The following is a 25,709-nucleotide window of genomic DNA, read 5'->3' as shown; positions in this document are numbered from 1 at the left end:
CAAAGCATTATAGAAGGGAAATTGATGTAGATCATATCCCACCGGAACTATAAGCCCGTTTAGCGTATGGTTTTTGGGGTAATTAATGATAACTATATGTTTTTCAATGAAAAAATAAATTTTAATATTTACAAATTATGTTGATTTTTTTCATTTTGAGGCCAGGGTAACGGTTAATTAAAATGGGGTATTTTTATTAAAATTAACATCTCCAAAGTGCTGTGCGATCAATTTTCACCGTAAATTAACTTTGCAACTACAAGTTATTGTCCCCGTGAATTAAATATAAAAAAACGGAGCCGTAAACGACTCCGTGATGGGGCACTTCCGACGGCGCTGAGGGCTATTTCGCCCAGTAGGCCGCCTTAGCGCGCTGCAGCTTCTCGTAGGCTGCCAGTAAGGACTGATGGGCCGGGAACGCGCGCAGATCGCTATCTACCGCCTGCAGGCCGTAGAACGGCGCTTCGCCGCTTAGCGCAGCGCTGGCGGCTTCCACCGCGTCTACGCCGTACATGCGGACAAAGGCGTTCAGATACTGCAGCGGCTGACGTTCTTCTTCCTGGCTCAGCAGCAGCAGCGTTTGCAGGCAGCGGTAGTAGTTCGCGCGCTCGGCGCTGAAGATTGACGCATTGAACTCAATGGTCCACTCCGTCCAGATCAGCGCCTGCTCCAGATCGCCGCCGGCCAGCGCCAACATCGCTTTCAGTTCGCCAATACGCAGCGTATACCAGCCGTTGTCTTTGCCGGTTGCCAGGCCCAGCAGCTCGCGAACGCGGGTAAAGTCGTCATTACCTTCATCATCCAGCTGCTCAATCAGCGCCAGATAGTCCTCTTTCTCCCATTCGCTGCCCGGCAGAGAGAGGAGCGTTTCGCGCAGATGGCTGCCCATGCTGTTGTTCGCCAGCCACAGGTCTTCTGCCGGATAGATATCCGACATCCCCGGGACGATGATCCGGCAGGCATAGACGCTCAGGTGCTCGTAATCGGCGATGTAGACCTCTTTATCTTCTTGTTTAAAGATGGCCATCAGGGTGGCGAACTCCTCTTCCGTGGTACCGGAGAAGTTCCAGTCGACGAACGGATAGTCGGCATCCTGTTTGAACATATCCCAGGAGATCAGGCCGCTGGAGTCGATAAAGTGGGTTTCAAGGTTGGCGTGTTCGGCCACTTCTTCGTCATCGAAGGTGGGCGGCGTGAAGACGTCGAGATCCTTCAGGCTGCGGCCCTGCAGCAGCTCGGTGACGGTGCGTTCCAGCGCGACGCCGAAGTCAGGATGCGCGCCGAAGGAGGCGAAGCAGGTTCCGTTTTCCGGGTTAAACAGCACCACGCAGATCACCGGATACTTGCCGCCCAGCGAGCCGTCGTAGGCAAAAATCGGGAAACCTTCCGCTTCCAGCTTATTAATCGACTCCACCACGCCCGGATAGCGGGCCATCACCTCGGCAGGGATTTCCGGCAGGCTGATGCTTTCCGCAATGATGCGGTTCTTGATATGGCGCTCGAAGACTTCCGACAGCCCTTGAACGCGCGCTTCGTTAGCGGTATTGCCCGCGGACATCCCGTTAGAGACGTACAGGTTGCCGACGATATTCATCGGAATATAGACCGTTTCGCCGTCGGACTGGCGGGTGAACGGCAGGCCACAAACGCCGCGATCGTCATTACCGGACTGCAGATCGACCAGCATGCTGGCGGTCAGCTGATCGTCAGGATCGTAGAAGGCGCGCAGGCGAGGATCGAGCAGCCCTTCCGGCACTTCGTCTTCGGTCAGCGGGAACCATTTTTCGTTTGGATAGTGAACAAACGGCCCGTTGGCGATGGTTTCGCCTAACCAGAAATCGGCGAAGAAATAGTTGGTCGACAGGCGTTCGAAGTATTCGCCCAGCGCGGAGGCCAGCGCCGCTTTTTTGGTCGCGCCTTTGCCGTTGGTGAAGCACAGCGAACAGGCTTTATCGCGGATATGAACTGACCACACGTGCGGTACCGGATTCAGCCACGAGGCCTCTTCAATATCAAATCCGAGGTCGAGCAATTTCTGCTGGAAGCGGGCGATGGAATCTTCCAGGGCGGCGTCTTTGCCGGGGATAAACGTTTGAGTCATAGCGGTCACTTTTTTCGTACGTAAAGCGCGCAATGATACGGGGTTTGCGTGTCAGGCGCTATCTTCGCGAGGGTCCCGGCGAAAATAAAAGCCTGGGCTATGCTTACAGGCAGTAACATACTGTTAAGGCATTAAAAAATGAAAGCGTTCGATCTTCATCGCATGGCGTTTGATAAAGTTCCGCCGGAGTTTTTAGGGGAAGTCGCGCTGCGCAGCCTCTATACCTTCCTGCTGGTTTTCCTGTTCCTTAAAATTACCGGCCGGCGCGGCGTCCGCCAGATGTCGCTCTTTGAAGTGCTGATCATTTTGACGCTCGGCTCCGCGGCCGGGGACGTCGCCTTTTATGACGACGTGCCGCTGATCCCGGTATTTGTCGTTTTTGTCACTCTGGCGCTGCTGTACCGCCTGGTGATGTGGCTGATGTCCAAAAGCGAGAAGCTGGAAAACCTGCTGGAAGGGAAGCCGGTGATCATCGTCGAGGAGGGCGAACTGGCGTGGGAGAAAGTCCGCAGCGCCAACATGACCGAGTTCGAGTTTTTTATGGAGCTGCGTCTCTACAGCGTGGAGCAGCTCGGCCAGGTGCGGCTGGCGATAATGGAAACGAACGGCCAAATCAGTATGTACTATTACGCTGATGAAGAGGTGAAGCCGGGTTTATGTATTCTGCCGGACGGCTGCTACGAGCGTTTTGTGACCATCCCTGAGAGCGGCGAATATGCCTGCGTGCGCTGTAGCCAGGTGATTGCGCTGCAGGCCGGGCAAAAGCAATTATGTCCGCGCTGTCAAAATCCAGAATGGGCGAGGGTTAGCAGAGCTAAACGCGTTACCTGACAGCCTTTTTGTCGGTTTTGTTACGAAGGGGGAGTGAATTCTTTTGTGTGAAGCCGATCATATTTTTCCGCTCATAAGTTTTAGGCATTGCGATGCGTGTCGCTGAATGATAAAACCGATGTTCCCGTCATACTTCAGGCTGCATGCGCGCTGGCTGCATTCATTCAATCCGCCCGCATACTTCAGCAGGCCCCAGCGGATTAATCCGCTGGTCGTCCGCCCGCAGCTCGAACGATCGGGGTTCAGATACCGGAATAACTTATGCGCGCGATGGTTCGCGGGCAAATAACTATAGCAACGTGGTGAGGGGAAATGGCTCAGGTCTATAACTTTAGTTCGGGCCCGGCAATGCTGCCGGCGGAAGTTCTCAAACTGGCTCAGCAGGAGCTTTGCGACTGGCAGGGGCTGGGAACGTCGGTCATGGAGATCAGCCATCGTGGTAAGGAGTTTATCCAGGTGGCCGAGGCGGCGGAGCAGGATTTTCGCGATCTGCTCAACATCCCCTCCAACTACAAAGTTTTATTCTGCCACGGCGGCGGCCGCGGCCAGTTCGCCGGCGTACCGCTGAACCTGCTCGGCGACAAAACCACCGCGGACTACGTTGACGCCGGCTACTGGGCGGCAAGCGCCATTAAAGAAGCGAAAAAATACTGTACGCCAAATACCATTGACGCCAAAGTCACCGTTGATGGCCTGCGGGCCGTTCGCCCGATGAGCGAATGGCAGCTGACGCCGGGCGCGGCCTACCTGCACTATTGCCCGAATGAAACCATCGACGGCATCGCCATTGATGAAACGCCGAACTTCGGCGATGACGTCGTTGTTGCCGCCGATTTCTCCTCGACTATTTTGTCTGCGCCGATCGATGTCAGCCGCTTTGGCGTTATCTACGCCGGCGCGCAGAAAAACATCGGCCCGGCGGGGCTGACGCTGGTGATCGTTCGCGAAGATCTGCTGGGCAAAGCGAGCGTCGCCTGCCCGTCAATCCTCGATTACTCCGTGCTTGATGCCAACGATTCCATGTTCAACACGCCGCCGACCTTTGCCTGGTACCTCTCTGGCCTGGTCTTCAAATGGCTGAAAGAGCAGGGCGGCGTGGCGGCAATGGATAAAATCAATCAACAGAAAGCCGATCTGCTCTACGGCGCCATCGACGGCAGCAGCTTCTATCGTAACGACGTGGCGGCGGCCAACCGCTCGCGCATGAACGTCCCGTTCCAGCTGGCCGACAGCGCGCTGGACAAGCTGTTCCTCGAAGAGTCCTTCGCCGCCGGCCTGCATTCGCTGAAGGGACACCGCGTCGTGGGCGGCATGCGCGCCTCTATCTACAACGCAATGCCGCTGGCTGGCGTGAAGGCGCTGACCGACTTTATGCAGGACTTTGAACGTCGTCACGGCTAATCATCGTTGTGCTTTTCATCCCCGCAGCCGGTCTGCGGGGTTTTTATTCCGTTTTTTTGAGAGTTGAGTTTGATGGAATCCCTGACGTTACAACCCATCGCGCGTGTGGATGGCACCGTGAACCTGCCCGGGTCTAAAAGTGTCTCTAACCGCGCTTTGCTGCTGGCGGCATTAGCCCGTGGCACCACGGTGCTGACCAACCTGCTGGATAGCGACGATGTACGCCACATGCTGAATGCTCTGAGCGCCCTGGGAGTTCATTACACCCTGTCCTCCGATCGTACCCGCTGCGAAGTGACCGGCAACGGCGGCCCGCTGCGGGCCAATAGCGCGCTGGAGCTGTTCCTTGGCAACGCCGGGACCGCAATGCGTCCGCTGGCGGCAGCCCTGTGCCTCGGAAGCAACGATATTGTGCTGACCGGCGAACCGCGGATGAAAGAGCGTCCGATTGGTCACCTGGTTGATGCGCTACGTCAGGGGGGCGCGCAAATTGAGTATCTGGAGCAGGAGAACTACCCGCCTCTGCGCCTGCGCGGCGGCTTCGCCGGCGGCAGAGTTGAGGTTGACGGCAGCGTTTCCAGCCAGTTCCTTACCGCTCTGCTGATGGCTGCGCCGCTGGCGCCGCAGGATACCGTTATCACCATTAAAGGCGATCTGGTTTCCAAACCCTATATTGATATTACGCTGCACCTGATGAAGACCTTCGGCGTTAACGTTGAAAACCAGTCTTATCAGCGTTTTGTCGTCCGCGGCAACCAGCAGTATCTCTCCCCGGGCGACTACCTGGTTGAGGGCGATGCCTCTTCGGCGTCCTACTTCCTCGCGGCGGGCGCCATTAAGGGCGGTACGGTGAAGGTGACCGGCATCGGCCGTAACAGCGTGCAGGGCGATATTCGCTTTGCCGACGTGCTGGAAAAAATGGGCGCTACCGTGAGCTGGGGCGATGACTATATTGCCTGCACCCGCGGCGAGCTGAACGCCATCGATATGGATATGAACCATATCCCGGATGCGGCCATGACTATCGCCACCGCGGCGCTGTTCGCCACAGGCACCACCACGCTGCGCAATATTTATAACTGGCGGGTAAAAGAGACCGACCGTCTGTTTGCGATGGCCACCGAGCTGCGTAAAGTCGGCGCCGAAGTGGAAGAGGGCGAGGATTACATCCGCATTACGCCGCCGCGCAAGCTGCAGTTTGCTGAGATTGGTACCTATAACGATCACCGCATGGCGATGTGCTTCTCGCTGGTGGCGCTGTCCGACACGCCGGTGACGATCCTCGACCCGAAGTGCACGGCGAAAACCTTCCCTGACTACTTCGAGCAGCTGGCGCGGATTAGCACTCAGGCGTAAGCGCCTGCGGTTGCGCCAACGTAAAGCTTTGTCATCTGCGGGCTGATATTCCGTCAGCCCGCTATAATTGCGCAATTATTCTGCATTTCATTTCCGGTCGTCCGTATTTTGCATCCAGTGCTCACTTTCCGTCGTATAGATGCGTATAATGCGCGGCGTTTATATTCTATGCGCCTTGCTGAAGGAGAAAAAGATGACGGCAGCTATTCCGGTAATCACCATTGATGGCCCTGGCGGTGCGGGTAAGGGAACGTTGTGCAAGGCGATGGCGGAAGCTCTGGGCTGGCATTTGCTGGATTCCGGCGCTATCTATCGCGTTCTGGCGCTGGCAGCGCTGCATCATCATGTGGATGTTGAATCTGAAGAAGCCCTGGTGCCGCTGGCCGCGCATCTGGACGTGCGCTTTATTTCCACCGACGGTAGCCTCGAAGTTATCCTGGAAGGTGAGGACGTCAGCGCGGCGATCCGCACGCAGGAAGTGGCGAATACCGCCTCGAAAGCCGCGGCTTTTCCCCGGGTGCGTGAAGCCCTGCTGCGCCGGCAGCGCGCGTTTCGCGAACTGCCGGGCCTGATTGCCGACGGGCGAGATATGGGCACCGTGGTATTCCCCGATGCGCCGGTGAAAATTTTCCTTGATGCGTCCGCGCAGGAACGTGCGCATCGGCGCATGCTGCAGTTGCAGGAAAAGGGCTTTAGTGTTAACTTTGACCGCCTTTTAGCCGAGATAAAAGAGCGTGACGACCGCGATCGTAATCGCAGCGTGGCGCCGCTGGTCCCGGCTGCCGATGCTTTAGTTCTCGATTCTACTGAACTAAACATTGAGCAAGTAATTGAAAAAGCGCTACAATATGCGCGCGAAAAATTGGCAGTCGCTTAACCGTTATCGGCAAAGCGCAGCGGCCTCCGAATTATAGCAGTACCCCCGCAGCAACGGAGTGTTAGCGGGTATGTTAAACAACCCCATCCGGCACGGAGCCAGGTGGACGTTAAATATGAAACCTGAAGATTAAACATGACTGAATCTTTTGCTCAACTATTTGAAGAATCCTTAAAAACAATCGAAACCCGTCCGGGTTCCATCGTTCGTGGTGTTGTTGTTGCTATCGACAAAGATGTCGTACTGGTTGACGCCGGTCTGAAATCTGAGTCCGCCATTCCGGCAGAGCAGTTCAAAAACGCCCAGGGCGAGCTGGAAATCCAGGTCGGTGACGAAGTTGACGTTGCTCTGGATGCAGTAGAAGACGGCTTCGGTGAAACCCTGCTGTCCCGTGAAAAAGCTAAACGTCACGAAGCTTGGATCACGCTGGAAAAAGCTTACGAAGAAGCTGAAACTGTAGTCGGTGTTATCAACGGCAAAGTTAAAGGTGGCTTCACTGTTGAGCTGAATGGTATTCGCGCGTTCCTGCCGGGCTCCCTGGTTGACGTTCGTCCGGTTCGCGACACGCTGCACCTGGAAGGCAAAGAGCTTGAGTTCAAAGTCATCAAGCTTGACCAGAAGCGTAACAACGTTGTTGTTTCTCGTCGTGCCGTTATCGAATCCGAGAACAGCGCAGAACGCGATCAGCTGCTGGAAAACCTGCAGGAAGGCATGGAAGTCAAAGGTATCGTTAAGAACCTCACTGACTACGGCGCATTCGTTGATCTGGGCGGCGTCGATGGCCTGCTGCACATCACCGACATGGCGTGGAAACGCGTTAAGCATCCGAGCGAAATCGTAAATGTTGGCGACGAAATCACTGTTAAAGTGCTGAAGTTCGACCGCGAGCGTACCCGTGTATCTCTGGGCCTGAAACAGCTGGGCGAAGATCCGTGGGTAGCTATCGCTAAGCGTTATCCGGAAGGTACCAAACTGACCGGTCGCGTGACCAACCTGACCGACTACGGCTGCTTCGTTGAAATCGAAGAAGGCGTTGAAGGCCTGGTTCACGTTTCCGAAATGGATTGGACCAACAAAAACATCCACCCGTCCAAAGTTGTTAACGTTGGCGACGTAGTGGAAGTTATGGTTCTGGATATCGACGAAGAACGTCGTCGTATCTCCCTCGGCCTGAAGCAGTGCAAAAACAACCCATGGCAGCAGTTCGCGGAAACCCACAACAAGGGTGACCGTGTTGAAGGTAAAATCAAGTCTATCACTGACTTCGGTATCTTCATCGGCCTGGACGGCGGCATCGATGGCCTGGTTCACCTGTCTGACATCTCCTGGAACGTTGCAGGCGAAGAAGCAGTACGTGAATACAAAAAAGGCGACGAAATCGCAGCAGTTGTTCTGCAGGTTGACGCAGAACGTGAGCGTATCTCTCTGGGCGTTAAGCAGCTCGCAGAAGATCCGTTCAACAACTGGGTTGCACTGAACAAGAAAGGCGCAATCGTAAACGGTAAAGTCACTGCAGTTGACGCGAAAGGCGCAACCGTAGAACTGGCTGACGGCGTTGAAGGTTACCTGCGTGCTTCTGAAGCATCCCGTGACCGCGTTGAAGATGCGACTCTGGTTCTGAGCGTTGGCGATGACGTTGAAGCTAAATTCACCGGCGTTGATCGTAAAAACCGCGCAATCAGCCTGTCTGTTCGCGCGAAAGACGAAGCTGATGAGAAAGATGCAATCGCAACTGTTAACAAACAGGAAGACGCAAACTTCTCTAACAACGCAATGGCTGAAGCTTTCAAAGCAGCTAAAGGCGAGTAATCTTAGTCTTTCAGGTTACAACAACCTGAATTACGACGAGTTTACTTGACAGATTGCAGGATTCGTCCTGTAATCAAGCACAAAGGGCGGCTACGGCCGCCCTTGTTTAACGCTGTTAGCTAATTTGGCCTTGAAGGAAACCGGAGGAAAAATGACCAAGTCAGAATTGATAGAAAGACTTGCCAGCCAGCAATCTCACATTCCTGCGAAAGCGGTTGAAGATGCTGTTAAAGAAATGCTGGAGCATATGGCCTCAACGCTTGCTCAAGGTGAGCGCATTGAAATCCGCGGTTTCGGCAGCTTCTCTCTGCATTACCGAGCACCTCGCACCGGGCGTAACCCGAAAACTGGCGATAAAGTCGAACTGGAAGGCAAGTACGTTCCGCACTTTAAGCCCGGGAAAGAATTACGCGACCGCGCCAATATTTACGAAGAGTAAGTTCCGCTGAACGGCGTTAACGTACTCCGAAGATAAAAAAAGCACCTGAGGGTGCTTTTTTTATGCCCGCAATCCAGCTCGCCTCGCAAACGATCGTCTGCCTTACTGCAACGAACCGAACTCTGTGGAAGCCGGCATCCACGCCGCCGCATTGCTGGCTGACGGCCTGCCGTCGCGGCGCGATACTTCCCTGAAACAGGGAGGTTGGCATGCGTTTACCCCAGCTTGCTGGTTGTGCGATTGTCGGGATCCTGCCGCTGCTGCTGTTAGCGCGACTGCCTGGGCTGTCTACGGTCTGGTGGCTTATGGGGCCGGCGCTTGCCGCGTCGCTATTGCGCTGGCGGCCCCTACGTTTCGTGGCGCTGATTCTGCTTTTTTTCCTCTGGGGCGTGCTGAGCGCCCATCAGGTTCTCTGGCCTACGTACGCCTTACCCGGTAGTCCGCGGCGAGTCGAGGTTGAGCTGACGGCGACGGACGAGGGGACTCGCCATCAGGGAAATATCATCCGGGTGGACGGGCGGCGGCTATTTCCGGCGCCGGGGATCGCGCTTTATGGCCAGCCTCTTCCCGAACCGCCGTGCGCAGGGCAGCGCTGGAGGATGACGGTCCATATCCGGCCGGTACACGGCCAGCTTAACGATGGTGGTTTTGACAGCCAGCGTTTTGCCCTGGCGCAGTCTCGTCCCGTGACCGGGCGCTTCACCTCCGCAGAGCCCCTCGACCTGCGCTGCAGCCGACGCGCGGTCTATCTGAGCTCGTTGACCCGTACCCTCGATGCGCTGCCGTGGCGGTTGGTGATATTAGGATTAGGGATGGGGGAGCGACTGGTGGTGCCGAAGGAGATCAAGCTCCTGATGCAGCAAACGGGGACCTCCCATCTGATGGCCATCTCCGGTTTACATATTGCACTGGGCGCCATACTGGGTGGGCTGCTGACCCGCGGCGCGCAGTTCTTTTTCCCCTGCCGCTGGATTGTCTGGCAGCTGCCGCTGCTGATTGGCCTGGCCTGCGCGCTGTACTATGCCTGGCTTACCGGCATGCAGCCACCCGCGCTGCGGACCTGCGTAGCACTCGCCGTCGGCTGCGGGCTGCGGCTATCCGGCAGGCGCTGGTCGTCATGGCAGATAGGGATATGCTGCGTGGGCGCCATTCTGTTTGCCGATCCGCTGGCCGTGTTATCCGATAGCCTGTGGCTGTCGGTATTTGCCGTGGCGACGCTCATTTTTTGGTACCAGCTGGCGCCGCTGCCCGCGACCTCCCGGGGCTGGCTGCTGCGCCAGCTGCTGGGGTTAAGCCACCTGCAGTTTGGGCTGATGCTGCTGCTGTTGCCGATGCAGATTGTTATCTTTCACGGTATCAGCCTGACCTCGTGGCTGGCGAACCTTGTTGCCGTGCCGCTGGTCACCTTTGCCATCGTGCCGCTTATTCTGGCGGCGATGCTGCTGCACCTTTGCGGGCCGGCGGCGGTTGAGATGGCGCTATGGCTATCGGCCGATCGCCTGCTGGCCGCGTTGTTCTGGTTCCTGCGCGCGCTGCCGCAGGGCTGGCTGCCGCTGGATTCTCGTTGGACGGGCGTCAGCGCGCTGCCCTGGCTGCTGCTAATTGTCTGGCGCTTTCACGCCTGGCGCTCGCTTCCGGCGCTGTGCTTTTGCAGTATGGTGCTGCTGAGCTGGCCCTTCTGGCGACCGGTGGTGAAGGAGGAGTGGCGGGTAACGATGCTGGACGTCGGACAGGGGCTGGCGATGGTCATTGAACGGCAGGGGACGGTAATCCTCTATGATACTGGTCTGGCCTGGCCCGAGGGCGACAGCGGCCAGCAGATCATCATCCCCTGGCTGCGCTGGCATCATCTGCGGGTAGAAGGGATTATTTTGAGCCATGAGCATCTTGACCACCGCGGCGGCCTGAATTCGATACGCGAAGTTTGGCCCGCGGCCTGGATACGCAGCCCCCTGGGATGGGCGGGGCATCAGGCATGCCGCAGGGGAGAGAGCTGGCAGTGGCGTGGCTTAACCTTTCGCGTGCTTTGGCCGCTGCCGGGAGCGACGGCGATCGGCAATAATCGCTCCTGCGTGGTGCGCATTGATGACGGCCAGCGCAGTATTTTGCTTACCGGCGATATCGAAGCGGAAGCAGAGCAGGCAATGCTGAGCCGCTACTGGCAGCATCTGGCGTCTACGCTTATCCAGGTTCCACATCATGGTAGCAATACCTCTTCGACCGTTGCGCTGCTGCAGCGCACCGGCGGCGAGGCGGCGCTGGCGTCGGTATCCCGCTATAATGCATGGCGTATGCCCTCGGATAAGGTTGTCCAGCGCTACCGACAGCAGGGGTACCGCTGGTTCGACACGCCCCATCAGGGGCAAATTACGGCTATTTTTTCCGCAGACGGCTGGCAAATCCTTAGCTTACGAGATCAACTTTTACCTCGTTGGTACCATCAGTGGTTTGGCGAGACCGAGGATAACGGGTAGAATATGCGGCTATTTCAACATAAGCTGGTTTACTGAATGCAGAATGATAAAGATCTCTCCACGTGGCAGACCTTCCGCCGCCTCTGGCCGCTTATTGCGCCATTTAAAACCGGACTGATCGTCGCGGCAGTTGCGTTAGTCTTTAACGCCGCTAGTGATACCTTCATGCTATCGCTTCTTAAACCGTTACTGGATGATGGTTTTGGTAAAACGGATCGCTCAGTGCTGCTATGGATGCCGCTGGTGGTGATCGGGCTGATGCTGCTGCGCGGCGTCACCAGCTATATTTCGAGCTACTGTATCTCGTGGGTTTCCGGCAAGGTCGTGATGACCATGCGACGCCGTTTATTCAGCCACATGATGGGGATGCCGGTCTCCTTCTTCGATAAGCAGTCCACCGGTACGCTGCTGTCGCGTATTACCTATGATTCCGAACAGGTTGCGTCGTCCTCATCCAGCGCGCTGATTACCGTTGTGCGCGAAGGCGCGTCGATCATCGGCCTGTTTATCATGATGTTCTACTACAGCTGGCAGCTGTCGCTGATTCTGATCGTGCTGGCGCCGATCGTCTCCGTGGCGATTCGCGTGGTATCGAAGCGTTTTCGTAATATCAGCAAGAATATGCAGAACACCATGGGCCAGGTGACCACCAGCGCGGAACAGATGCTTAAAGGGCATAAAGAGGTGCTGATGTTTGGCGGCCAGGCGGTGGAAACCAAGCGCTTCGATAAAGTCAGCAACAAAATGCGCCTGCAGGGGATGAAAATGGTCTCCGCATCGTCGATCTCTGACCCTATCATCCAGCTGATCGCCTCCCTGGCGCTGGCGTTTGTGCTGTACGCCGCCAGCTTCCCAAGCGTCATGGAAACGTTGACCGCCGGTACGATTACCGTGGTCTTCTCCTCTATGATTGCCCTGATGCGTCCGCTGAAGTCTCTCACCAACGTCAACGCGCAGTTCCAGCGCGGGATGGCCGCCTGCCAGACTCTGTTTGCTATTCTTGATTCCGGGCAGGAAAAAGACGAAGGCACGCTGGTCATCGAGCGCGCGAAGGGGAGCCTTGAGTTCAATAACGTCACCTTTACCTACCCTGGCCGTGAAACGCCGGCGCTGCGTGATATCAGCCTGAATATTCCGCAAGGTAAAACCGTTGCTCTGGTAGGACGTTCGGGATCGGGTAAATCGACAATCGCGAGCCTGATCACGCGTTTTTATGATATCGATGAAGGCCAGATTCTGCTCGACGGTCACGATCTGCGCGAATACACCCTGGCCTCTCTGCGCGATCAGGTGGCCCTCGTTTCGCAAAACGTGCACCTGTTCAACGATACCGTAGCCAACAACATTGCCTACGCGCGCAACGAAGAGTACAGCCGTCAGCAGATCGAAGAGGCGGCGCGGATGGCCTACGCCATGGACTTTATCAGCAAAATGGATAACGGCCTCGATACCGTCATCGGTGAGAACGGCGTGCTGCTTTCCGGCGGCCAGCGCCAGCGTATCGCCATCGCGCGCGCGCTGCTGCGTAACAGCCCGATTCTGATCCTCGATGAGGCGACGTCGGCGCTGGATACCGAATCTGAACGCGCCATCCAGGCGGCGCTGGACGAGCTGCAGAAAAACCGCACCTCGCTGGTTATCGCCCACCGTCTGTCGACCATTGAGCAGGCGGATGAAATCGTGGTTGTTGAAGACGGACGCATCGTTGAACGCGGCAGCCACGCTGACCTGCTGGAACATCGTGGCGTTTACGCTCAGCTGCATAAAATGCAATTTGGCCAATGATCGCGCGCATCTGGTCCGGTGAGTCGCCTTTATGGCGGCTGCTGCTTCCGCTCTCCTGGCTTTACGGCCTGGTGAGCGGCCTGATTCGGCTCAGCTATCGGCTGGGGCTGAACAAGGCCTGGCGGGCGCCGGTCCCGGTGGTGGTGGTAGGCAACCTTACCGCCGGCGGCAACGGCAAGACGCCGGTTGTCATCTGGCTGGTGGAGCAGCTGCAGCAGCGCGGGATCCGCGTTGGCGTGGTTTCCCGCGGCTACGGCGGCAAGGCGGCGAGCTATCCGCTGGTGCTCAACGGCTCCACCGCCACCGCGGAAGCCGGCGACGAGCCGGTGCTGATTTACCAACGCACCGGCGCGCCGGTGGCGGTCTCTCCCCGACGCAGCGATGCGGTGAAGGCGCTGCTGGCCGCACACGACCTGCAGCTTATCATCACCGACGATGGCCTGCAGCACTACGCGCTGGCGCGCGATAAAGAAATCGTGGTTATTGACGGCGTGCGCCGCTTCGGCAACGGCTGGTGGCTGCCGGCCGGGCCGATGCGCGAACGCGCCTCACGCCTGCGCAGCGTCGACGCCATTATCGTTAACGGCGGCGTCGCGCGACCCGGAGAGATAGCCATGCAGCTGCGTCCCGGGCAGGCGGTAAATCTGCTCAACGGCGAACGGCGTGACGTGGCGAGCTTTAATAACGTCGTGGCGATGGCCGGGATCGGCCATCCGCCGCGCTTTTTTGCCACCCTCGAAAGCTGCGGCGTGCGGCCAGTAAAAACCGTGGCGCTGGCCGATCATCAGGCTCTCACCCGGGCCGATGTTGTCGCGCTGGTGAGTGCCGGGCAGACGCTGCTGATGACCGAGAAAGACGCGGTAAAATGCCGGGCGTTTGCCGAAGCCGACTGGTGGTATCTGCCCGTCGACGCCATAATGACGGATGAACGCGCACAGCGGCTGCTTACGGATCTGGTGACGCTGGCGCAACGTTAGTTTTCGCCACGCCAGCCTTCGGTGCCGCTGTATTGGGATCCTTAACGGAGAACCTGCATGTCGGTACTATCGCTTTCGCTTAAAGAAGCCCGCCATCTTCACCTCGCGGCGCAGGGCCTGCTGAAAAAGCCCCGCCGTCGCGCCCGCCCGGCCGATATTCTGCAGGCTATCCGCCAGATGTCGCTGCTGCAAATTGATACCATCAACGTCGTCGCCCGCAGCCCCTATCTGGTGCTTTTCAGCCGCCTCGGCGGCTATCCGCAAAGCTGGCTGGATGAGGCGCTGCGCGCGGGCGAACTCATGGAGTATTGGGCCCATGAGGCCTGCTTTTTACCACGCAGCGATTTTTCGCTGGTGCGCCACCGCATGCTGACGCCGGATAATATGGGCTGGAAGTATCATCAAGGGTGGATGACGGAGCATGCGGATGATATTCAGCTGCTGCTGGAGCACATCGCGCAAAATGGCCCGGTACGCTCGGCCGATTTTAGCCATCCGCGTAAGGGTGCCAGCGGCTGGTGGGAGTGGAAGCCGCACAAGCGTCATCTGGAGGGGCTGTTTACCGCCGGCAAAGTGATGGTCGTGGAACGGCGCAACTTTCAGCGGGTGTACGACCTGACGCAGCGGGTGATGCCGCACTGGGATGATGAGCGCGATGCGCTGTCGCAGGCGCAGGCTGAAGAGATGATGCTGCGCAATAGCGCCCGCAGCCTGGGTATTTTTCGCCCGCAGTGGCTGGCCGACTATTACCGCCTGCGCCAGCCGGCGCTCGCCGGCCTGCTGGCGAACTGGCAGGAAGAGGGGCTGGTGACGGCGGTGAACGTCCAGGGGCTGGGCGATATGTGGCTGCACCGGGAGGTCCTGCAGCAGCTGGAAGCGGCGCCGGGCGGTAAGCTTGCGGCGAGCCATAGCGCGGTGCTGTCGCCGTTTGACCCGGTGGTCTGGGACCGCAAGCGCGCCGAGCAGCTGTTTAATTTTAGCTATCGCCTCGAGTGCTATACGCCGGCGCCAAAGCGCCAGTATGGCTATTTTGTGCTGCCGCTGATGCATCAGGGCAGGCTGGTGGGGCGAATGGACAGCAAAATGCATCGCAAAACCGGGGTGCTGGAAATTTTCTCGCTATGGCTGGAGGAGGGCGTCAAGGTGACCTCCGGTCTGGAGAGCGGTCTGCAGCGGGCCATTAACGATTTTGCCAGCTGGCAGGAGGCCGGGCGGGTGAGCTTCGGCCTCCTGCCGCCGGAACTCTTTGCCGACCGCCGGCAGGGCTGGCTGCTCGACGCTATCTGAGCGTCCGATATCCGCCCGTTCACGTCGCCAAACGCGGCGCGCCGACGGGCTTTCACTTCCCTGGCCGCGAGCGCAAACGGATCCCGGTGTCAGGTATCCTGTGCTATGCTGCTGCGGAATCTTTTCGGTCCATCAGGAGGAAACATGGATCACCGTTTACTTGAAATTATCGCCTGTCCTGTTTGTAACGGTAAGCTGTATTACAGCCAGGATAAGCAGGAGCTGGTCTGCAAAATTGACAACCTGGCTTTTCCTCTGCGCGACGGAATTCCCGTATTGCTGGAAACCGAAGCCCGCTCGTTAGCCGTTGGAGAGAGCCACTCATGAGTTTTGTGGTCATCATTCCTGCGCGCTTTGCCTCCACCCGTTTGCCCGGCAAGCCGCTGCAGGATATCAACGGCAAACCGATGATCGTCCACGTGCTGGAGCGCGCGCGCGAGTCCGGGGCCGAGCGTATTATCGTCGCTACCGACCATGAAGAGGTGGCGCGCGCGGTTGAAGCCGCCGGTGGCGAAGTGTGCATGACGCGCGCGGATCATCAGTCCGGCACCGAACGCCTGGCGGAAGTTGTCGAGAAGTGCGCCTTCAGCGATGAGACGATTATCGTCAATATTCAGGGCGACGAGCCGATGATCCCGCCGGCGATCGTGCGTCAGGTGGCCGAGAATCTGGCCGCCAGCACCGGTGGGATGGCGACGCTGGCGGTGCCGATCCACGACGCCGAAGAGGCGTTTAACCCGAATGCGGTGAAGGTAGTGATGGATGCCGAAGGCTACGCTCTCTACTTCTCTCGCGCCACGATTCCCTGGGATCGCGATCGCTTTGCGCACTCCCGCGACGCCATCGGCGATTCGCTGCTGCGCCATATCGGCATCTACGGCTATCGCGCCGGCTTTATTCGCCGCTATGTCAGCTGGGCGCCGAGCCCGCTGGAGCAGATCGAAATGCTCGAGCAGCTGCGCGTGCTGTGGTACGGCGAAAAAATCCATGTCGCGGTGGCCGAAGTTGTCCCGGGTACCGGCGTCGATACGCCGGAAGATCTGGAGCGCGTTCGCGCCGAGCTGCGTTAACCCCCCGATCCCCTCCATCAGGAGGGGATATCCTCAGGCTATTTTTCCATACTTTTTGCCGTAATTTTTGATCTCACCCGATGACAACCTCGCGACCGGCGCTCATGATGAAACCAGTAGTATTCATGAGGGTAATTCAAATGGAACAGTTGCGAACCGAGCTGAGCCACCTGCTGGGTGAGAAGCTCAGTCGGGTAGAGTGCGTTAGCGAGAAGCCCTTGACGGCGCTGTGGGCGCTCTACGATGCGCAGGGAAATCCGCTGCCGCTGCTGGCGAGAAGCTTCACCACGCCCGGCGTCGCGCGCCAGCTGGCGTGGAAGATATCGACGCTGGCTCGCAGCGGCTCCGTGCGTATGCCGGTGGTGTACGGCGTCATGACGCATGAAGAGCATCCCGGGCCGGATGTCCTGCTGATCGAGCGGCTGCGCGGCGTCTCCGTCGAAGCCCCGACCCGCACCCCGCAGCGCTGGGAGCAGCTGCAGGAGCAGATCGTCGAAGCGCTGCTGTCTTGGCACCGGCAGGATAGCGGCGGCTGCGTCGGGGTCGTTGATAGTACGCAGGAAAACCTGTGGCCAAACTGGTATCGCCAGCGGGTGGAGGTGCTATGGGGAACGCTTAATCTCTATCAGGATACCGGCCTGACGATGCAGGACAAGCGGATCCTCTTCCGTTCGCGAGAGTGCCTCGGCGAATTATTTAAAAGTTTCAACGACAACTGTGTCCTGGTGCACGGCAGCTTCACGCTGCGCAGCATGCTGAAGGACGCGCGTAGCGACCAGCTGCTGGCGATGGTGGGGCCGGGGATGATGCTGTGGGCGCCGCGTGAATATGAGCTTTTCCGCCTCTGCGACGGCGGGCAGGCGGAGCAGCTGCTGTGGCACTATCTGCACCGCGCGCCGGTCGCGGAATCCTTCCTCTGGCGGCGCTGGCTCTATCTGCTGTGGGATGAGGTCGACAGCCTGGTCAACACCGGGCGCTTCGATCGCGCCCGCTTTGATTTAGCCGCCAAATCACTCCTGCCCTGGCTCGCCTGACGAGCCTTTAAGCCACTGCCAGATGCGCCCGAGGGTTTCATAGCCGACGCGATCGCTGTGCATCAGCCAGAAGGGGGACGGGATCGCGCGCTCCCACGGGTTGAGCGGCGATTCGATCGCCAGCTGGTTGGCCGGCGCCGGCAGCGGATTGAGCCCAGCGTGGCGGAAGAAGATCATCGCCCGCGGCAGATGCGACGCGGAGGTGACCAGCAGGAAAGGCGCATCGCCGATCGCCTGCTTCACCGCCGCGGCTTCCTCTTCGGTATCTTTTGGGCTATCGAGAACGATAATCTCGCTGCGCGGTACGCCAAGGCTTTGCGCCACGCGGGCGCCGGCCTCCGCCGTGCTCACCGGGTTGGTTTTCGCCGCGGCGCCGGTAAAGATCATCTTCGATCCCGGGTTTTCCTGCCACAGGCGGATCCCTTCGGCCAGCCGCGGCAGGCTGTTGTTAATCAGGTTCGAACTGGGGGCCCACGTCGGATTCCACGTATACCCGCCGCCGAGCACCACTACGTACTGAACGCGCTCTGCGCCGCGCCATGTCGGATAGGTCTCTTCTATCGGTTTAAGTAAACCGTCGGCCACCGGCTGCAGGCTGAGCAGGGCCAGCAGCAGCCAGCCGATGCTGACGCAGGCCTTGCCGGTTTTTTGCCAACGGCTAAACCACAGCAGCGCGATGCCGAGGGCGATCAGCATCAGCAGCAGAGGAAGGGGCAGCATCATGCCGCCCAGATACTTTTTCAGCGTAAAAAGCATGCCAGATGGGTCCTTTTTAACCACATAACCAAACTTATGCCCCGATCTTATAACAGATCGCTTCACTCTCAGCGCGGGTATGACAAAATAGCGGTTTTGTGTTGGCTTGTGGAGTCGCCCGTGCAGGATCGCAATTTCGATGACATTGCCGAAAAGTTTTCGCGCAATATATACGGCACCACCAAGGGCGAACTGCGTCAGGCCATCCTCTGGCAGGATCTGCAGCCGCTGCTGGAGCGGCTGGGCCCCGTGCCGCTGCGCGTCCTCGACGCCGGCGGCGGCGAGGGGCAAACGGCGATAAAGGTCGCGCAGATGGGTCATCACGTCATGCTGTGCGATCTTTCTGCCGAGATGGTGGCTCGCGCCCGGCAGGCGGCAGTCGATAAAGGTGTGATCGACAACATGCATTTTGTACAATGCGCTGCTCAGGATATTGCGCAGCATTTGGAAAGCCCGGTCGATCTGATACTGTTTCATGCGGTGCTGGAGTGGGTGGCCGAGCCTCAGGAGATGCTGCGGGCGCTGTGGTCGGTGCTACGTCCCGGCGGCGCGCTGTCGCTAATGTTCTACAATGCTAACGGTCTGCTGATGCACAATATGGTCGTCGGGAACTTCGATTACGTGCAGATCGGGATGCCCAAAAAGAAAAAACGCACGCTATCGCCGGACTATCCGCGTTCCCCGGAGCAGGTGTACGGCTGGCTGGAAGAGCAGGGGTGGCAAATTACCGGCAAAACCGGCGTGCGGGTGTTTCATGACTATCTGCGTGAAAAACGCAGACAGCGCGATAATTTTGCGGCGCTGCTGGAGCTGGAGACGCGCTACTGTCGCCAGGAGCCGTATATCAGCCTGGGTCGCTATATTCACGTCACCGCGATTAAGAACCAGGCTCAGAGCTGCCGATGCAAGGATAAAGTATGAGTGAATTTTCCCAGACAGTCCCCGAACTGGTTGCCTGGGCCAGAAAAAATGATTTTTCTATTTCGCTGCCGGTCGACCGACTCTCTTTTCTGCTGGCGGTTGCCACGCTGAACGGCGAGCGGCTTGAAGGGGAAATGACCGAGGGAGAACTGGTGGACGCGTTCCGCCACGTCAGTGATGCGTTTGAGCAGACCAGCGAAACCATCAGCCAGCGCGCCAATAACGCGATTAACGATATGGTGCGCCAGCGTCTGCTGAACCGCTTTACCAGCGAACTCACGGAAGGCAATGCCATTTATCGCCTGACGCCGTTAGGTATTGGGATTACCGACTACTATATTCGCCAGCGCGAGTTCTCCACTCTGCGCCTGTCGATGCAGCTATCGATCGTCGCCGGCGAGCTCAAGCGCGCCGCCGACTCTGCGCAAGAGGGCGGGGATGAGTTTCACTGGCATCGTAACGTCTTTGCGCCGCTGAAATATTCGGTGGCGGAAATTTTTGACAGCATCGATCTGACCCAGAGAATCATGGATGAACAGCAGCAGCTGGTGAAGGACGACATCGCCCAGCTGCTGAACAAAGACTGGCGGGCGGCGATCTCCAGCTGCGAGCTGCTGCTTTCGGAAACCTCCGGGACTCTGCGCGAACTGCAGGATACTCTGGACGCGGCGGGCGATAAGCTGCAGGCTAACCTGCTGCGGATCCAGGACGCGACGCTCGCGCGCGACGACCTGCACTTTGTCGATCGCCTGGTGTTCGATCTGCAAAGTAAGCTCGATCGCATCGTGAGCTGGGGCCAGCAGGCCATCGACCTGTGGATCGGCTACGACCGCCACGTGCATAAATTTATCCGTACCGCCATTGATATGGATAAAAACCGCGTATTTGCCCAGCGCCTGCGCCAGTCGGTGCAGACCTACTTCGATGCGCCGTGGGCCCTGACCTACGCCAGCGCCGACCGCCTGCTCGATATGCGCGATGAAGAGATGGCGCTGCTCGATGAGGAGGTCACCGGGGAGCTTCCCGAGGATCTGGAGTACGAAGAGTTTAATGAAATTCGTGAACAGCTGGCGGCGCTCATTGAAACGCAGCTGGTTATCTATAAAGACAAAGGGCTGCCGCTGGATCTCGGCCTGGTCGTGCGCGAGTATCTGGCGCAGTATCCGCGCGCGCGGCACTTCGACGTGGCGAGAATCGTCGTCGATCAGGCGGTACGCCTGGGCGTAGCGCAAGCAGATTTCACCGGACTGCCGGCACAATGGCAGCCGATTAATGATTACGGAGCCAAGGTACAGGCGCATGTCATCGACAAATATTGAACAAGTGATGCCGGTTAAGCTGGCGCAGGCGTTGGGCAATCCGTTATTTCCGGCGCTGGATAGCGCCCTGCGTGCGGGCCGCCATATCGGCCTGGACGAACTGGATAATCACGCATTTTTAATGGATTTTCAGGATTACCTGGAGGAGTTTTACGCTCGCTATAACGTTGAGCTGATCCGCGCGCCGGAGGGGTTCTTCTATCTGCGCCCGCGCTCCACCACGCTGATTCCGCGCTCGGTGCTTTCCGAGCTGGATATGATGGTCGGCAAAATTCTTTGCTACCTCTATCTTAGCCCGGAGCGTCTGGCGAACGAAGGGATCTTCACCCAGCAGGAGCTCTACGACGAGCTGCTGACCCTGGCGGACGAGGCCAAACTGCTGAAGCTGGTAAACAACCGCTCCACCGGTTCGGACCTCGACAGGCAGAAGCTGCAGGAAAAAATGCGCGCGTCGCTTAACCGCCTGCGCCGCCTCGGCATGGTGTGGTTTATGGGCCACGACAGCAGCAAATTCCGCATTACCGAATCGGTGTTCCGCTTCGGCGCCGACGTCCGCGCCGGCGACGATCCGCGCGAGGCGCAGAAGCGCCTGATCCGCGACGGCGAAGCGATGGCGCTGGAGAATCACCTGCAGCTCAATGATGAGAATGAAGAGAATCAGCCGGATAGCGGGGAGGAAGAGTAATGATTGAACGCGGTAAATTTCGCTCGCTAACGCTGGTTAACTGGAACGGCTTTTTTGCCCGTACTTTTGATCTGGATGAACTGGTTACTACGCTTTCCGGGGGCAACGGCGCCGGGAAATCAACCACCATGGCGGCCTTCGTCACGGCCCTGATCCCGGACCTGACCCTGCTGCACTTCCGTAACACCACCGAAGCGGGCGCCACCAGCGGCTCGCGCGATAAGGGCCTGCACGGCAAGCTGCGCGCCGGGGTGTGCTACTCGGTGCTGGACGTGATCAACTCCCACCACCAGCGCGTGGTGGTAGGCGTACGTCTGCAGCAGATCGCCGGTCGCGACCGCAAAGTCGATATCAAGCCGTTTGCCATTCAGGGCCTACCGACCTCTATTCAGCCGACGCAGCTGCTGACGGAAACCCTTAACGAGCGTCAGGCGCGCGTCCTGAGCCTCAACGAGCTGAAAGATAAGCTTGAAGAGATAGAAGGGGTGCAGTTCAGGCAGTTCAACTCGATAACCGACTACCACTCGCTGATGTTCGACCTGGGCGTGGTCGCCCGTCGCCTGCGCTCGGCCTCTGACCGTAGTAAATACTATCGTCTGATCGAAGCCTCGCTGTACGGCGGGATCTCCAACACCATTACCCGCTCGCTGCGCGACTACCTGCTGCCGGAAAATAGCGGCGTACGCAAGGCGTTCCAGGATATGGAAGCCGCGCTGCGTGAAAACCGCATGACCCTGGAGGCGATTCGCGTCACCCAGTCCGACCGCGATCTGTTTAAGCATCTGATCAGCGAGGCCACCAACTACGTGGCGGCGGACTATATGCGTCACGCCAACGAGCGTCGCGTCCATCTGGATAAGGCGCTGGAGTATCGTCGCGATCTGTTCACCTCCCGCGCGCAGCTGGCGGCCGAGCAGTATAAGCACGTCGATATGGCCCGCGAACTGCAGGAGCATAGCGGCGCGGAAGGCGATCTTGAAGCCGACTATCAGGCCGCCAGCGATCATCTCAACCTGGTGCAAACCGCGCTTCGCCAGCAGGAAAAAATCGAGCGCTACGAAGCGGATCTCGATGAGCTGCAGATCCGTCTTGAAGAGCAGAACGAAGTGGTGGCGGAAGCGACCGATCTGCAGGAAGAGAACGAGGCTCGTGCGGAAGCCGCAGAGCTGGAAGTGGATGAGCTGAAAAGCCAGCTTGCCGACTACCAGCAGGCGCTGGACGTGCAGCAGACCCGCGCGATTCAGTACAACCAGGCGCTGCAGGCGCTGGAGCGCGCGAAGGCGCTGTGCCATCTGCCGGATCTGACTGCGGATAGCGCCGGCGAATGGCTGGAAACGTTCCAGGCGAAGGAGCAGGAAGCGACGGAGAAAATGCTGTCGCTGGAACAAAAAATGAGCGTTGCGCAAACCGCGCACGGTCAGTTCGAGCAGGCTTTCCAACTGGTGGCGGCCATCAACGGCCCGCTGGCGCGTGACGAAGCCTGGAGCGTGGCGCGCGAGCTGCTGCGCGACGGCGTTAACCAGCGCCACCACGCCGAGCAGGCTCCGGGGCTGCGCAGCCGCCTGAACGAGCTCGAGCAGCGCCTGCGCGAACAGCAGGAGGCTGAACGCCAGCTGAACGAATTCTGCAAGCGCCAGGGCAAGCGTTACGATATTGACCGCCTGGAAACGCTGCACGAGGAGCTGGAGGCGCGGATCGCCTCCTTGTCGGACAGCGTCTCCTCCGCCGGCGAGCAGCGAATGACGCTGCGCCAGGAGCTGGAGCAGCTGCAGTCCCGTACCCAGACGCTGCTGCGCCGGGCGCCAATCTGGCTGGCGGCGCAGAACAGCCTCAGCCAGCTCTGCGAGCAGAGCGGCGAGCAGTTTGAATCAAGCCAGGACGTCACCGAATATCTCCAGCAGCTGCTGGAGCGCGAGCGCGAGGCGATCGTTGAGCGCGACGAAGTCGGCGCGCGCAAGCGGGCCATTGATGAAGAGATTGAGCGTCTTAGCCAGCCGGGCGGCTCGGAAGATCCGCGGCTGAACGCCCTGGCCGAGCGTTTTGGCGGCGTGCTGTTGTCGGAAATCTATGACGACGTCAGCCTCGACGATGCGCCGTACTTCTCCGCGCTGTACGGTCCGTCGCGCCATGCCATCGTGGTGCCCGACCTGTCGCAGCTTACCGGGCAGCTTGAGGGGCTGGAAGATTGTCCGGAAGATCTCTACCTGATCGAAGGCGACCCGCAGTCGTTCGATGACAGCGTCTTCAGCGTGGATGAGCTGGAAAAGGCGGTGGTCGTCAAGGTTGCCGATCGGCAGTGGCGCTACTCGCGCTTTCCGACGCTGCCGCTGTTTGGCCGCGCCGCCCGCGAAAGCCGTATTGAAAGCCTGCACGCCGAGCGGGAGGATCTCTCCGAGCGTTTCGCGACCCTGTCGTTCGACGTGCAGAAGACCCAGCGTCAGCACCAGGCCTTTAGCCGCTTTATCGGCAGCCACCTGGCGGTGGCCTTTGAGGACGATCCGGAAGAAGAGATCCGCAAGCTGAACGGCCGCCGCGGCGAGCTGGAGCGGGCGCTTAACGCCCATGAGAGCGACAACCAGCAGAACCGACAGCAGTACGAACAGGCGAAAGAGGGCGTTTCCGCGCTTAACCGCCTGCTGCCGCGCCTTAGCCTGCTGGCGGACGATACGCTGGCCGACCGCGTTGACGAGATTCAGGAACGCCTCGACGAAGCAGAGGAAGCGGCCCGCTTTATCCAGCAGCACGGCGGCCAGCTGGCGAAGCTGGAACCGATGCTCTCGGTGCTGCAGAGCGATCCGCAGCAGTTCGAACAGCTGAAAGAAGATTACGCCTACTCGCAGCAAACCCAGCGCGATGCGCGCCAGCAGGCGTTTGCGCTCAGCGAAGTGGTGCAGCGTCGCGCCCACTTTAGCTACTCTGACTCCGCAGAGATGCTCAGCGGCAACAGCGATCTCAACGAAAAACTGCGCCAGCGCCTCGAGCAGGCGGAGAGCGAACGCAGCCGGGCCCGCGACGCCATGCGTACGCATACCGCGCAGCTGAACCAGTACAACCAGGTTCTGGCCTCGCTGAAGAGCTCGTATGACACCAAAAAAGAGCTGCTGGGCGATCTGTATAAAGAGCTGCAGGATATCGGCGTGCGCGCCGATAGCGGGGCGGAAGAGCGCGCCCGCGTGCGCCGCGATGAGCTGCATACGCGGCTGAGCAATAACCGCTCGCGGCGCAATCAGCTGGAAAAAGCCCTGACCTTCTGCGAAGCGGAGATGGACAACCTGACCCGCAGGCTGCGCAAGCTTGAGCGCGACTACAGCGAAATGCGCGAGCAGGTGGTCAGCGCCAAAGCCGGCTGGTGCGCGGTGATGCGGCTGGTGAAAGACAACGGCGTTGAGCGCCGCCTGCACCGCCGCGAGCTGGCCTATCTTTCGGCCGATGAGCTGCGTTCGATGTCGGATAAAGCGCTCGGCGCGCTGCGCCTGGCGGTCTCCGATAACGAACACCTGCGCGACGTGCTGCGCATCTCCGAAGATCCGAAGCGCCCTGAGCGCAAAATTCAGTTCTTCGTCGCCGTCTACCAGCATCTGCGCGAGCGTATCCGTCAGGATATTATCCGCACCGACGATCCGGTCGAGGCGATTGAGCAGATGGAGATCGAGCTCAGCCGCCTGACCGAAGAGCTGACCAACCGCGAGCAGAAGCTGGCGATCAGCTCCCGCAGCGTGGCCAATATCATCCGCAAGACCATCCAGCGCGAGCAGAACCGTATCCGCATGCTCAACCAGGGTCTGCAGAGCGTCTCCTTTGGCCAGGTCAACAGCGTGCGTCTGAACGTCAACGTGCGGGAAACCCACTCGACGCTGCTTGACGTGCTGTCGGAACAGCACGAGCAGCATCAGGATCTGTTCAACAGCAACCGCCTGACCTTCTCGGAAGCGCTGGCGAAGCTCTATCAGCGCCTCAATCCGCAGATTGATATGGGCCAGCGTACCCCGCAAACCATCGGCGAAGAGCTGCTGGACTACCGCAACTATCTGGAGATGGAAGTGGAAGTTAACCGCGGCTCCGACGGCTGGCTGCGCGCGGAGTCCGGCGCGCTGTCGACCGGGGAAGCGATCGGTACCGGGATGTCGATTCTGGTGATGGTCGTGCAGAGCTGGGAAGATGAATCCCGCCGTCTGCGCGGTAAAGACCTGTCGCCATGTCGTCTGCTGTTCCTCGACGAGGCGGCGCGTCTTGATGCCCGCTCCATTGCCACCCTGTTTGAGCTGTGCGAACGTCTGGAAATGCAGCTGATTATTGCCGCCCCGGAAAATATCAGCCCGGAAAAAGGCACCACCTATAAGCTGGTGCGTAAGGTGTTCAATAACCATGAACACGTGCACGTGGTTGGCCTGCGCGGCTTTGCGGCCCAGCTGCCCCAAACTCTGCCGGGCACGGCTGACGCCTCTTAGCGGCGTTAAATTAGTGAATAAAAGGGCAACAATGTGTTGCCCTTTTTGTTATCTAATCTGGTATGGTAAGGTTGGATAATCTTTAAACTTCTTTACATTTGGTAAGGCAAAAGCGTTACCACCTTTATATACTGTGAAT

19 protein-coding genes are annotated in these 25,709 nt (G+C 58.8%); 17 read left to right on the top strand and 2 right to left on the bottom strand.

Annotated elements, in window-relative coordinates; translation table 11 throughout:
* Positions 1–343: 343 nt before the first annotated feature.
* Positions 344–2,101 carry a 30S ribosomal protein S12 methylthiotransferase accessory factor YcaO gene (gene ycaO, locus AC1M2H_RS18570; RefSeq protein WP_480148531.1) on the bottom strand — a complete coding sequence of 586 codons (1,758 nt, stop codon included), beginning with the start codon at positions 2,099–2,101 and terminating at the stop codon, positions 344–346.
* 138 nt (positions 2,102–2,239) lie between these two features.
* On the opposite strand from ycaO, the gene AC1M2H_RS18565 reads away from it, so the two are divergent.
* The 13 genes from AC1M2H_RS18565 (at position 2,240) to AC1M2H_RS18505 (ending at position 17,441) form a co-directional block, all read left to right on the top strand.
* Positions 2,240–2,932 (top strand): DUF421 domain-containing protein, encoded by a 693-nt coding sequence (locus AC1M2H_RS18565; RefSeq protein ID WP_480148530.1) that lies wholly within the window; start codon positions 2,240–2,242, stop codon positions 2,930–2,932.
* Positions 2,933–3,244: 312 nt separating this feature from the next.
* Positions 3,245–4,333, top strand: a complete 1,089-nt coding sequence (serC, locus tag AC1M2H_RS18560; protein ID WP_480148529.1) for a 3-phosphoserine/phosphohydroxythreonine transaminase — start codon at positions 3,245–3,247, stop codon at positions 4,331–4,333.
* Between the two features lie 72 nt (positions 4,334–4,405).
* A complete protein-coding gene (gene aroA, locus AC1M2H_RS18555; RefSeq protein ID WP_480148528.1) occupies positions 4,406–5,689 on the top strand; it encodes a 3-phosphoshikimate 1-carboxyvinyltransferase in 1,284 nt (427 codons plus the stop codon).
* A 193-nt stretch (positions 5,690–5,882) separates the two neighbouring features.
* Positions 5,883–6,566: a (d)CMP kinase gene (gene cmk, locus AC1M2H_RS18550; protein WP_480148527.1), complete on the top strand. Its 684-nt coding sequence runs from the start codon at positions 5,883–5,885 to the stop codon at positions 6,564–6,566.
* 135 nt (positions 6,567–6,701) lie between these two features.
* Entirely contained in the window at positions 6,702–8,375 is a 1,674-nt protein-coding gene (gene rpsA / locus AC1M2H_RS18545) for a 30S ribosomal protein S1 (RefSeq protein WP_010429251.1), read from the top strand.
* Between the two features lie 151 nt (positions 8,376–8,526).
* Positions 8,527–8,814, top strand: coding sequence for an integration host factor subunit beta (ihfB, locus tag AC1M2H_RS18540; RefSeq protein ID WP_004100704.1), 288 nt, complete (start codon positions 8,527–8,529; stop codon positions 8,812–8,814).
* Between the two features lie 209 nt (positions 8,815–9,023).
* Positions 9,024–11,288 carry a ComEC family protein gene (locus tag AC1M2H_RS18535; RefSeq protein ID WP_480148526.1) on the top strand — a complete coding sequence of 755 codons (2,265 nt, stop codon included), beginning with the start codon at positions 9,024–9,026 and terminating at the stop codon, positions 11,286–11,288.
* A 36-nt stretch (positions 11,289–11,324) separates the two neighbouring features.
* Positions 11,325–13,073, top strand: coding sequence for a lipid A ABC transporter ATP-binding protein/permease MsbA (gene msbA / locus AC1M2H_RS18530; RefSeq protein WP_480148525.1), 1,749 nt, complete (start codon positions 11,325–11,327; stop codon positions 13,071–13,073).
* Positions 13,070–14,050 (top strand): tetraacyldisaccharide 4'-kinase, encoded by a 981-nt coding sequence (gene lpxK, locus AC1M2H_RS18525; RefSeq protein WP_480148524.1) that lies wholly within the window; start codon positions 13,070–13,072, stop codon positions 14,048–14,050. The genes msbA and lpxK overlap by 4 nt, the downstream gene beginning before the upstream one ends.
* Before the next feature lie 57 nt (positions 14,051–14,107).
* Entirely contained in the window at positions 14,108–15,337 is a 1,230-nt protein-coding gene (locus AC1M2H_RS18520; RefSeq protein WP_480148523.1) for a winged helix-turn-helix domain-containing protein, read from the top strand.
* A 144-nt stretch (positions 15,338–15,481) separates the two neighbouring features.
* Complete coding sequence (gene ycaR / locus AC1M2H_RS18515; protein WP_480148522.1) at positions 15,482–15,664, top strand: protein YcaR; 183 nt, start codon at positions 15,482–15,484, stop codon at positions 15,662–15,664.
* Positions 15,661–16,407, top strand: coding sequence for a 3-deoxy-manno-octulosonate cytidylyltransferase (gene kdsB, locus AC1M2H_RS18510; RefSeq protein WP_480148521.1), 747 nt, complete (start codon positions 15,661–15,663; stop codon positions 16,405–16,407). The genes ycaR and kdsB overlap by 4 nt, the downstream gene beginning before the upstream one ends.
* 140 nt (positions 16,408–16,547) lie before the next feature.
* Positions 16,548–17,441: a YcbJ family phosphotransferase gene (locus AC1M2H_RS18505; protein ID WP_480148520.1), complete on the top strand. Its 894-nt coding sequence runs from the start codon at positions 16,548–16,550 to the stop codon at positions 17,439–17,441.
* Here AC1M2H_RS18505 and elyC read toward each other — a convergent pair.
* Complete coding sequence (elyC, locus tag AC1M2H_RS18500) at positions 17,418–18,197, bottom strand: envelope biogenesis factor ElyC (RefSeq protein WP_480148519.1); 780 nt, start codon at positions 18,195–18,197, stop codon at positions 17,418–17,420. The genes AC1M2H_RS18505 and elyC overlap by 24 nt on opposite strands.
* 120 nt (positions 18,198–18,317) lie before the next feature.
* Between elyC and cmoM the strand changes: the two genes are divergently transcribed.
* From cmoM to mukB, 4 genes are read left to right on the top strand one after another with little or no spacing between them, the layout of a single operon-like run.
* Positions 18,318–19,118, top strand: coding sequence for a tRNA uridine 5-oxyacetic acid(34) methyltransferase CmoM (gene cmoM / locus AC1M2H_RS18495; protein WP_480148518.1), 801 nt, complete (start codon positions 18,318–18,320; stop codon positions 19,116–19,118).
* Positions 19,115–20,437: a chromosome partition protein MukF gene (mukF, locus tag AC1M2H_RS18490; protein WP_480148517.1), complete on the top strand. Its 1,323-nt coding sequence runs from the start codon at positions 19,115–19,117 to the stop codon at positions 20,435–20,437. The genes cmoM and mukF overlap by 4 nt, the downstream gene beginning before the upstream one ends.
* Positions 20,418–21,122 carry a chromosome partition protein MukE gene (mukE, locus tag AC1M2H_RS18485; RefSeq protein ID WP_464414787.1) on the top strand — a complete coding sequence of 235 codons (705 nt, stop codon included), beginning with the start codon at positions 20,418–20,420 and terminating at the stop codon, positions 21,120–21,122. Before mukF ends, mukE begins: the two co-directional genes overlap by 20 nt.
* Complete coding sequence (gene mukB / locus AC1M2H_RS18480; RefSeq protein WP_480148516.1) at positions 21,122–25,570, top strand: chromosome partition protein MukB; 4,449 nt, start codon at positions 21,122–21,124, stop codon at positions 25,568–25,570. Before mukE ends, mukB begins: the two co-directional genes overlap by 1 nt.
* Positions 25,571–25,709: the final 139 nt, after the last annotated feature.

The sequence above is a fragment of the Klebsiella sp. F11 genome, from assembly GCF_056712265.1.
The sequence above is the reverse complement of the archived record's forward strand: the minus strand, read 5'-3'. Positions and strand labels throughout refer to the sequence as shown.